The sequence below is a fragment of the Mesorhizobium sp. M7A.F.Ca.CA.002.04.1.1 genome (assembly GCF_004022805.1).
Taxonomy (GTDB): domain Bacteria; phylum Pseudomonadota; class Alphaproteobacteria; order Rhizobiales; family Rhizobiaceae; genus Mesorhizobium; species Mesorhizobium ciceri.
Genome location: NZ_RZPL01000201.1, coordinates 1 through 8,174, shown reverse-complemented (window position 1 = coordinate 8,174; position 8,174 = coordinate 1). Strand labels below are relative to the sequence as shown.

Genomic DNA, 8,174 nt, shown 5'->3' with positions numbered 1-8,174 from the left:
TTTTTGCCCATGGTGCTGATTTGCGCCAGTGACCCGCCGCACAGGCGGGTTTTTCGTTTGATGCTCCGTCAGCCAACGCGCAAGCGGAGACTCCGAAGGGACCCGTTAACCCGAAATCCGTTGCCCTGGCTGCCGACGTCGGGACTGGACGGGAGCAGCCATCACGTGCAGAAAGTTCGTCATGCCCCGTGTCATCAAGCATCCAGAACTCAGGCGAGAAGAACTTCTGGATCATGCCCAGACCCTGTTCCTGACCCAAGGCTATGACAAAGCGAGCCTCAATGACGTGATTGCGTCCGCCGGCATCTCGAAGGGTGCTTTCTATCATTACTTCCCCTCCAAGGAGGCTCTCCTGGAGGCATTGGCCGATCGCTTTGCAAAACAGGCACTGGCTGGGGTCCAGGACATACTCCACGATCCCGGCCTCGACCCGCTTGGCCGCCTGAATGGCCTGCTCAGCCAGTCGCGGCGGGCCAAGATCGAAACCGCGCCGGAAGCTTGGGCTCTTTTCGAGACGATGTTCCGGCCTGAGAATCTGGTGCTTTTCCACCGTATCAATCTGGCCGCCAGCGCGTCGTTTTCACCGCTGCTGGTCAAGGTCATCAGGCAAGGAATCGAAGACGGCACCTTCAGGACCTTCGATCCGGAAGGTGTCGCCGACATCGTCATGCAATTCGGCATGGCCACGCGTGATGTCGTCGCCAAGGCCATTGCCGGCGGCAGCGACGCCGACATGGAGGCCGCGATCGAAGTCCTGGAGAAACGCGTCAGGCTCTACGAGATCGCCCTCGACCGCATACTGGGCCTGCCCGATGGAAGCATTCGGATCGGCGAGCCCGGCTATGTGCGCACCGTCATGACCGCCAGGCGGCGAACGAGTTCCGGCAAGGCGCGGTAGCTGGCCGAGCCTGATATCTAGTCCTTGTCCCAGCGCGGCCGGCGCATCGAAAACACCTCGTCGACGCTGGCATAGTCCATATAGCCGAGACGAGCGACATTGCCGGCCTTGGTGATGTCGAACAGGCCGTCCGTCAGGAAGGCGTCGTCGATATGCACGCCGACCACTTCACCGGCGACGATAACGGCACTTGTCGGCGACCCGTCCAGGGCCTTTGGCCGAAAAACTTCAGTCACCCGGCATTCGAGCGCGGCCGGCGCTGCCGCCACGCGCGGCGGGGCGACCAGGCGCGACGGCGCCATGGCAAGATCGGCATAGACGAACTCATTGACGCCGCGCGGAGCATTGACCGACGTGCGGTTCATCTTCTCCGCGAGATCGCGGCTGACCAGATTGGCCACGAACTCGCCGGTTTCCTGGGCGAAGGAGGCGCTGTCCTTCTCGCCTTCGGAGGAGAACCAGACGATGAAAGGCCGCGTCGAAACGGCATTGAAGAAGGAATACGGCGCGAGGTTGATCTCACCAGCCCTGTTCAGTGTCGAAATCCAGCCGATCGGACGCGGCGCCACGATCGCCTTCGAAGGGTCGTGCGGCAGGCCGTGGCCCTTTGAAGGCTCGTAGAACATTCAGCCGACCCACGGCCCCGAATAGTCACTGTACAGCTTTGCCGGATCGGGCCGGGGCCGCTCCGGCGCCGGGCCGGCATAGGAGCCGATATGGATGAAGCCGATGACCCGCTCCTGCGGCGCCAGCCCCAGCAGTGCCCTGCCCTCCGGCACATCCGAATACCAGTTGCTGATCATGTTGGTGCCAAAGCCCAGCGCGTTGGCTGATATCATCAGGTTCATCGCCGCCATGCCGCCCGACAGGAACATTTCCCATTGCGGGATTTTTGGATTCTCCCTGGGGACAGATACGACGCCGATCACCAGCGGTGCGCGCGAGAACCGCGCCAGTTCCTGATTGCGGCGGCCCTCCGTCAATGGGCCCTCCCGCTGCTCGGCAAGTGCTGCCAGTTGCCTGCCGATCTCGACGCGGGCGTCGCCACGGTAGAGGATGAAGCGCCAGGGCTCCAACCGGCCATGATCGGGCACCCGGGAGGCAGCAGTGATCATTGTCGCGATCTCCGCATCGCTCGGCGCCGGCTCCTTCAGATCTGGAATCGGTGCGGAGTTTCGGGTCAGCAGGAAGTCGATGATCGGCGACGCCATGGGCGCAAGTCTCCTGGACATTCTGTTTTGAGCTGAAGCGCACCATCGGGGATTCGGGCGGCTCGGGCATTGGCGCGGGATACGCCGGACGGAAGAGTCGTATCGGTCGGACTCTTAAGCCTTGAAATTGCCACCGCCATGGGCTTCAACGCAAGGCATGTTTGAGGGGACTGTCCGTCTTTTCCTGGTCTGGCTCGGCGCCCTGCTGTTCATGGCGCCGGTTTCGTTCGCCATGGCGCAGAATGTCGACGGTGTCAGCGACCTGAAGCTTCCGGGAATTTCGAGCTACGCGACGCCGAAAGGCGAGACGTCACTGGCGCTGAGCGGCGGCGGTGCCATCACACTCTCTGCCCAGTTGACCGACAAGGGTTCCGACATCACGCGCGGCATCGTCTGGCGGGTCTTCAAGCCGGAAGCCGTCAACGGCAAATTGCCGATGGTCGCCTCCTCGCATGGCGGCACCGCCGTCTTCCAGCTCGAGCCCGGCAGCTATCTGGTTCACGCCTCCTACGGCCGGGCCGGCGCCACCAAACGCATCACTGTCGGCAAGGACGCCAAGCGCGAAAGCCTCGTGCTCGATGCCGGCGGCCTCAAGCTCGACGCCGTGCTGTCCGGCGGCGTGCGCATTCCACCGAAGAAGCTGCGCTTTTCGATCTACGAGGGCACTGCCGAGGCCAATGGCGACCGCGCGCTGATCATTCCCGATGTCGAGCCCAACAGCGTCGTGCGGCTCAACGCCGGCATCTACCATGTCGTCTCGACCTATGGCGCGGTCAATGCAGTCATTCGCTCCGACATCCGCGTCGAGGCCGGCAAGCTGACCGAAGCCACCGTCGAGCATCACGCCGCCGAGATCACGATGAAGCTGGTGCGCGAAACCGGTGGCGAGGCGATCGCCGACACGTCCTGGTCACTGCTCAACGAGTCCGGCGATCCGATCAAGGAAACCGTCGGCGCTTTCGCCTCGATGGTGCTGGCCGAGGGCGACTACACCATCATCGCCAAGAACCGCGACCGCATCTACCAGAAGGATTTTACGGTCGTGGCCGGGCAGAACCAGGAAATCGAGGTTCTGGCCACCGAGGCCGCGGCGATGGATCCTGAAGAAGGCGCGGATTAGTTCGCAATCCACCAGAAGAATCAGGTGTCTGCGTCATCCTCTGAACCAGCAGGATAATCCTGTCCGCCGTAGAGCACGCGCAGGATGACCACGGTGTCACCGTCGACCCGGAAAACGATCGACACGCGGCGTTCAAAGCCGACGATGCGGACGCCGGGGCCAACAGTGTCGCGCACGGTCCCGCGCTCCGGGAAGTTGGACAGCGCCATGCACGCGGCCTCTATGCGGTCGACATAGTCGTCGGCACGTCTGCTCCCGCTGTCGTTTTCGATGTAGTCGTAGATGGCGAAGAGGTCGGCTTGAGCCGCCGGTCTGAAGACGACCTTATGTGTCAAGCTTGGAGGCCTTCATGCGGTCCGCATGATGGGCGCGCAGCGCTTTGAAGACGTCTTCTGCCGGGATGTCCGGACGCGGGTCGTCAAGGGCTTCCTGGACCTTGGCGCGCATAATCGCGGTGATGGTCTGCTCTTCGCGGTCGAGGGCGCGCAGCGCGGCGCGCATCACCTCGCTGGCGGAGTCGTAGGCACCCGACGCCAGGCGTACGTCAACGCTGGCCTGCTGGCGGCCGAGGGTCACGGTGATCGGTTTGCTGGTTCTCATGGCAAGCTCTTTCCTTGCCCTAATATAGCGCATGACATTACAGTGTCATACTATTTTTCTCAACGGCCAGCCAAGACTCGGCCCTGTGAGCCGGACGTTTATTGTTCAAGCCGCCAGTTCGGTCCGCGCCGGCAGGAACGGGATCCGGCGGCGTGGCAAAGCTGGCGCCAGGTCGAACACGCCGCGATGGAGGCGGTCGAGCAAGGCCTTGCGGTCGCGCAACGGCTCCAGTTCGCTCCAGCTCAGCACATCGCCGACGCGCACGTCGATCGCCTTGCCCGACAGCCGCGCGAATTCGTGGATGAGCAGCGATGTGCGCAGCGTCAGCGAGGCCTTGCCGACGAACTTGGCCACCCGGCCGTCGCGCTCGGCCATGTTCATCGGCCCGCTGACAAGATGGAACAGCCTGCCGTTCTGCCCGGAAAAATGCATCGGGATGACCGACGCCCTGGCGTCCTGGACGAGGCGGGCCGGAAACATCTTCCACGGCAGATCGCGCGCCCGGCCAAAACCCTTTGGCGCGGTGGCGACACCGCCGGCCGGAAATACCACGATGGTGACGCCCTCTTTCAACAGGCGCACCGCTTCATGGCGCACGGCCATGTTGTTCTTCAGCGCATCCTTGGTCTCCGAAAAGTCGATCGGCAGCGAATAAGGCTCCATCTCGCGGATCTTGAGCAGATCCTTGTGGATCATCACCCGGAACGGACGGCCGAGCTGCTCGGCCAGCGACAGCACGGCGATACCGTCACCGATGCCGAACGGATGATTGGCGACGATCACCAGCGGCGTGTCCGGCAATTGCGCGGGCGGCCACTGATCAGCGGTCCGCACCCGCACGTCGATCAGGTCGAGCATGCGGCTGAACACGCGTTCGCCGGTCGGCACGATCTGGCGGCGCCAGAAATCATAAAGTGCTGTGTAGCGGTCGCGGCCCGACAAGCCTTCGACCGAATGTATGAACCAGCGCGTCAGCGCCGGCTGGCGCGGATTGGCATAGGAAAGCTCGGGAAAGGGTCGTTCGCGCAATTTCAACTTGAGCATAGGGGCTCGTTACAAGGTCGGCGTGACAGGGATATGAAAATGGCGGTGGATCGCTCCACCGCCATTTGGTCGAAACCATGCCAATCAGGCCGCGCGTTTGCGCCGGCGGTCGGGTGTGACGGCTTCCTCAGTCAGTTGCGCGATCGCCTGGTCAAGGCCAAGCGATTCCTGGTCGCGCGAGCCCAGTCGGCGCATGTTGACCGTCTGCTCTTCCGCTTCGCGCTTGCCGCAGACGAGGATGACCGGAACCTTGGCCAGGCTGTGCTCGCGGACCTTGTAGTTGATCTTCTCGTTGCGCAGATCCGCTTCCGCCAACAGCCCAGCGGCCTTCAGCTTTGCCACCACCTCGGTCGCATAGTCGTCGGCATCCGACGTGATCGTCGCCACCACCACCTGCAGCGGCGCGAACCACAGCGGGAAATGGCCGGAATAGTTCTCGATCAGGATGCCGAGGAAGCGCTCCATCGAGCCACAGATGGCGCGGTGAACCATGACAGGCTGCTTCTTCTCGGAATCCGAGCCGATGTAGAAGGCGCCAAACCGCTCCGGCAGGTTGAAATCGACCTGCGTCGTGCCGCACTGCCATTCGCGGCCGATGGCATCCTTCAGCACATATTCGAATTTCGGCCCGTAGAAGGCGCCCTCACCCGGATTGATCGAGGTCTTGATGCGATTGCCGGACCGTGTCCTGATCGTCTCCAGCACGCCGCCCATGATCGCCTCGGCGTGATCCCACGCCTCGTCGGTACCGACGCGTTTGTCCGGCCGCGTCGACAGCTTGACGCTGATTTCGTCGAAACCGAAATCAGCATAGGTCGACAGGATCAGATCGTTGATGCGCAGGCATTCCGCCGCCAGCTGCTCTTCGGTGCAGAAGATGTGCGCATCGTCTTGCGTAAAACCGCGCACACGCATCAGCCCGTGCAGCGCGCCGGATGGTTCGTAACGGTGGACGTTGCCGAATTCTGCAAGTTTGACAGGCAGATCGCGATAAGACTTCAACCCATGCTTGAAAATCTGCACATGGCCCGGGCAGTTCATCGGCTTCAGAGCGAAGATCCGGTCGTCATCGGTATCGTCGCCGGCCACCGTCACCTTGAACATGGCGTCGCGATACCATCCCCAATGGCCTGACGTCTCCCACAGGCTCTTGTCGAGAACCTGCGGCGCGTTGACCTCCTGATAGCCCTGCTCGTCGAGGCGGCGGCGCATGTAGTTGACCAGGTTCTGGAACATCTTCCAGCCCTTGGCGTGCCAGAAGACGACGCCAGGCCCCTCTTCCTGGAAATGGAACAGGTCCATCTCGCGGCCGATCTTCCTGTGGTCGCGCTTCTCGGCCTCCTCCAGCATCGTCTGATAGGCTTCGAGCTGCGCCTGATCAGCCCAGGCCGTGCCGTAGATGCGGGTCAGCATCGGATTGTTCGAATCGCCGCGCCAATAGGCGCCGGCCACCTTCATCAGTTTGAAGGCGTTGCCGATCTGCCCCGTCGAGGCCATGTGCGGGCCACGGCAAAGGTCGAACCAGTCGCCCTGCGCGTAGATCTTGAGATCCTGATCCTCGGGAATGGCGTCGATCAGCTCCAGCTTGTAGCGTTCGCCCTTGTCGGCAAACACTTTCTTCGCCTTGTCGCGCGACCAGACTTCCTTGGTGAACGGCTTGTTGCGCGAAATGATCTCGCGCATCTTCTTCTCGATCACGGGAAAATCGTCAGGCGTGAACGGCTCGTTGCGGGCGAAGTCGTAGTAAAACCCGTTCTCGATCACCGGCCCGATGGTCACCTGCGTTCCCGGCCACAATTCCTGCACGGCTTCCGCCAACACATGTGCGGCGTCGTGACGGATCAGTTCGAGTGCGCGCGGGTCGTCGCGGGTGACGATCTCGACCTTGCCGGATTTGCCAAGCGGATCGCTGAGATCGCGGACGGTGCCGTCGATCGCATAGGCGACCGCCTTCTTGGCCAGCGACTTCGAGATCGATTCGGCGAGGCCGGCACCGGTCATCGCCGCGTCGTATTCGCGGACGGAGCCATCGGGAAATGTCAGGGAAACGGAATTCAGCATGTATATCTCCTATCCAGTCCCGCAAACGAGCGCGGGTGGTTGAAATGCATGTCGCCCAAAAGTGTGTGGACGGTTTTGGGGTTACGACATGCAAAGAGTAGGCCGGATGCGTCCGGCAGCGGCTGTCTTTTATGGACAGATTCCGCCGCCGTAAAGCCCGGCTCAAATGTCAGACTTCATTTGATGAGCAGCGGCAGGTCCTTCAGGAACGCGGCTCGGGTCTTGAGGCCTTTGGGCATATCGGTCCGATCGGTGTCGACGACAAGGCGCGCAAAGACGATCTGGCGGCCATCCTTGTTCGCCCAGCCGACGAACCACCCAAGCGAGCGCTTATCCTGAACCTTGTCGGCATCGTTGCGCAGCCTGGTGCTTCCGGTCTTGCCCTGCACCGTCCAGCCTCCGGCCTGGAAGGTCGGGATGATGGCTGATGTCATGTCGTAGGCCCTGGCCGAGACAGGCAGCTTGCGGGCCAGCAGCTTGCGCAGGAAATCGACCTGCTCGACCGGCGTGATCTTGAGCGAGGAGTTTATCCAGGATTGGGTCAAACCATCATTCTTGCCGGGATTGCCGGAAACATCGGCATTGCCGTAGCCGAATTTGGAGACATAGCCAGCCAATTTTTCCGGCCCGAGCCGACTGGTGATTTCACGGGAGAACCAGACGATCGAATCCCGTTCCCAGATCACCGGATCGACGGTCTTCTGGTCCCGCTTCACCGCCTTGAACTCCGGCTTGTAGTCCCACGCCGGCGTATGCTCGTCGCTCAGGATCCCGCTGTCATAGCCGATCAGCGACAGCGGCACCTTGAACGTCGAGGCCGGGCTGAACCGCTGGTCGCACACTCCGTCCTGGTAAAGCGTCTTGCCGCTCGCCGCATCGGCGATCACCGTGCACTGCAAATCCCCCAGCGGCGCCGATTGCGCGCGCAGCGGAAATCCCAGCAGCCAGGCGAGCAGGAACAGGATCCCGGCAAAGATGAAGGGAAGACGGTCGAAATTGCGCATTTTCTGCTCGCTCCAGAAGGGGGTTCGCGAGCGGCTTAGCGGGGTCTCTTGTCTCGATTTTGTCTCAAATGCGCAGTCTTTGTGCAGGCTGTTGTTAACCCTACCGGATCGTAAACCTGCTATTCTCCCCGGCCATCATTCCTGCGCTTTGCCGCGCTTGCTGCCGATCCGCCAGTACCGCCAGGGCATGAACCAGAGATAGCGATCCGCAAGCGCCTCCGGCACGAGGTCTATGC

Annotated in this window: 9 protein-coding genes and 1 pseudogene; 2 read left to right on the top strand and 8 right to left on the bottom strand. The window is 62.1% G+C overall.

What is annotated here, in order from left to right:
* The first annotated feature begins 181 nt into the window (after positions 1 to 181).
* On the top strand, positions 182 to 898 hold the full coding sequence (locus ENZ75_RS13095; RefSeq protein WP_063167879.1) for a TetR/AcrR family transcriptional regulator: 717 nt from the start codon (positions 182 to 184) through the stop codon (positions 896 to 898).
* Between the two features lie 17 nt (positions 899 to 915).
* Here the strand turns inward: ENZ75_RS13095 and ENZ75_RS13090 are convergent, their stop codons facing one another.
* Together ENZ75_RS13090 and ENZ75_RS13085 are read right to left on the bottom strand one after the other, a co-directional pair.
* Positions 916 to 1,524, bottom strand: coding sequence for a flavin reductase family protein (locus ENZ75_RS13090; protein ID WP_024505354.1), 609 nt, complete (start codon positions 1,522 to 1,524; stop codon positions 916 to 918).
* The gene (locus ENZ75_RS13085) at positions 1,525 to 2,109 is read right to left on the bottom strand and encodes a nitroreductase (protein WP_024505355.1); all 585 of its coding nucleotides are present in this window, start codon (positions 2,107 to 2,109) and stop codon (positions 1,525 to 1,527) included.
* A gap of 157 nt (positions 2,110 to 2,266) precedes the next feature.
* On the opposite strand from ENZ75_RS13085, the gene ENZ75_RS13080 reads away from it, so the two are divergent.
* Complete coding sequence (locus tag ENZ75_RS13080) at positions 2,267 to 3,229, top strand: hypothetical protein (protein WP_013531974.1); 963 nt, start codon at positions 2,267 to 2,269, stop codon at positions 3,227 to 3,229.
* Positions 3,230 to 3,249: 20 nt separating this feature from the next.
* Here ENZ75_RS13080 and ENZ75_RS13075 read toward each other — a convergent pair whose 3' ends face one another.
* The 6 genes and pseudogenes from ENZ75_RS13075 to ENZ75_RS35100 form a co-directional block, all read right to left on the bottom strand.
* Positions 3,250 to 3,564 carry a type II toxin-antitoxin system RelE/ParE family toxin gene (locus tag ENZ75_RS13075; protein WP_063167878.1) on the bottom strand — a complete coding sequence of 105 codons (315 nt, stop codon included), beginning with the start codon at positions 3,562 to 3,564 and terminating at the stop codon, positions 3,250 to 3,252.
* Positions 3,554 to 3,829 carry a type II toxin-antitoxin system ParD family antitoxin gene (locus ENZ75_RS13070; RefSeq protein ID WP_063167877.1) on the bottom strand — a complete coding sequence of 92 codons (276 nt, stop codon included), beginning with the start codon at positions 3,827 to 3,829 and terminating at the stop codon, positions 3,554 to 3,556. Before ENZ75_RS13070 ends, ENZ75_RS13075 begins: the two co-directional genes overlap by 11 nt.
* 105 nt (positions 3,830 to 3,934) lie before the next feature.
* Positions 3,935 to 4,873 (bottom strand): GNAT family N-acetyltransferase, encoded by a 939-nt coding sequence (locus tag ENZ75_RS13065; protein ID WP_063167876.1) that lies wholly within the window; start codon positions 4,871 to 4,873, stop codon positions 3,935 to 3,937.
* An 84-nt stretch (positions 4,874 to 4,957) separates the two neighbouring features.
* Positions 4,958 to 6,934 (bottom strand): threonine--tRNA ligase, encoded by a 1,977-nt coding sequence (gene thrS, locus ENZ75_RS13060; protein WP_027162582.1) that lies wholly within the window; start codon positions 6,932 to 6,934, stop codon positions 4,958 to 4,960.
* 176 nt (positions 6,935 to 7,110) lie between these two features.
* Entirely contained in the window at positions 7,111 to 7,938 is an 828-nt protein-coding gene (blaOXA, locus tag ENZ75_RS13055; protein ID WP_013531977.1) for a class D beta-lactamase, read from the bottom strand.
* 135 nt (positions 7,939 to 8,073) lie between these two features.
* A pseudogene (locus ENZ75_RS35100) lies at positions 8,074 to 8,174 on the bottom strand (membrane protein insertion efficiency factor YidD); the annotation flags it as partial.

Bases quoted from the DNA above. Each gene is read 5' to 3' on its own strand.
- ENZ75_RS13090 (WP_024505354.1), bottom strand. From the start codon at position 1,524: ATGTTCTACGAGCCTTCAAAGGGCCACGGCCTGCCGCACGACCCTTCG.
- ENZ75_RS13080 (WP_013531974.1), top strand. From the start codon at position 2,267: ATGTTTGAGGGGACTGTCCGTCTTTTCCTGGTCTGGCTCGGCGCCCTG.
- ENZ75_RS13085 (WP_024505355.1), bottom strand. From the start codon at position 2,109: ATGGCGTCGCCGATCATCGACTTCCTGCTGACCCGAAACTCCGCACCG.
- blaOXA (WP_013531977.1), bottom strand. From the start codon at position 7,938: ATGCGCAATTTCGACCGTCTTCCCTTCATCTTTGCCGGGATCCTGTTC.
- ENZ75_RS13070 (WP_063167877.1), bottom strand. From the start codon at position 3,829: ATGAGAACCAGCAAACCGATCACCGTGACCCTCGGCCGCCAGCAGGCC.
- ENZ75_RS13095 (WP_063167879.1), top strand. From the start codon at position 182: ATGCCCCGTGTCATCAAGCATCCAGAACTCAGGCGAGAAGAACTTCTG.
- ENZ75_RS13065 (WP_063167876.1), bottom strand. From the start codon at position 4,873: ATGCTCAAGTTGAAATTGCGCGAACGACCCTTTCCCGAGCTTTCCTAT.
- thrS (WP_027162582.1), bottom strand. From the start codon at position 6,934: ATGCTGAATTCCGTTTCCCTGACATTTCCCGATGGCTCCGTCCGCGAA.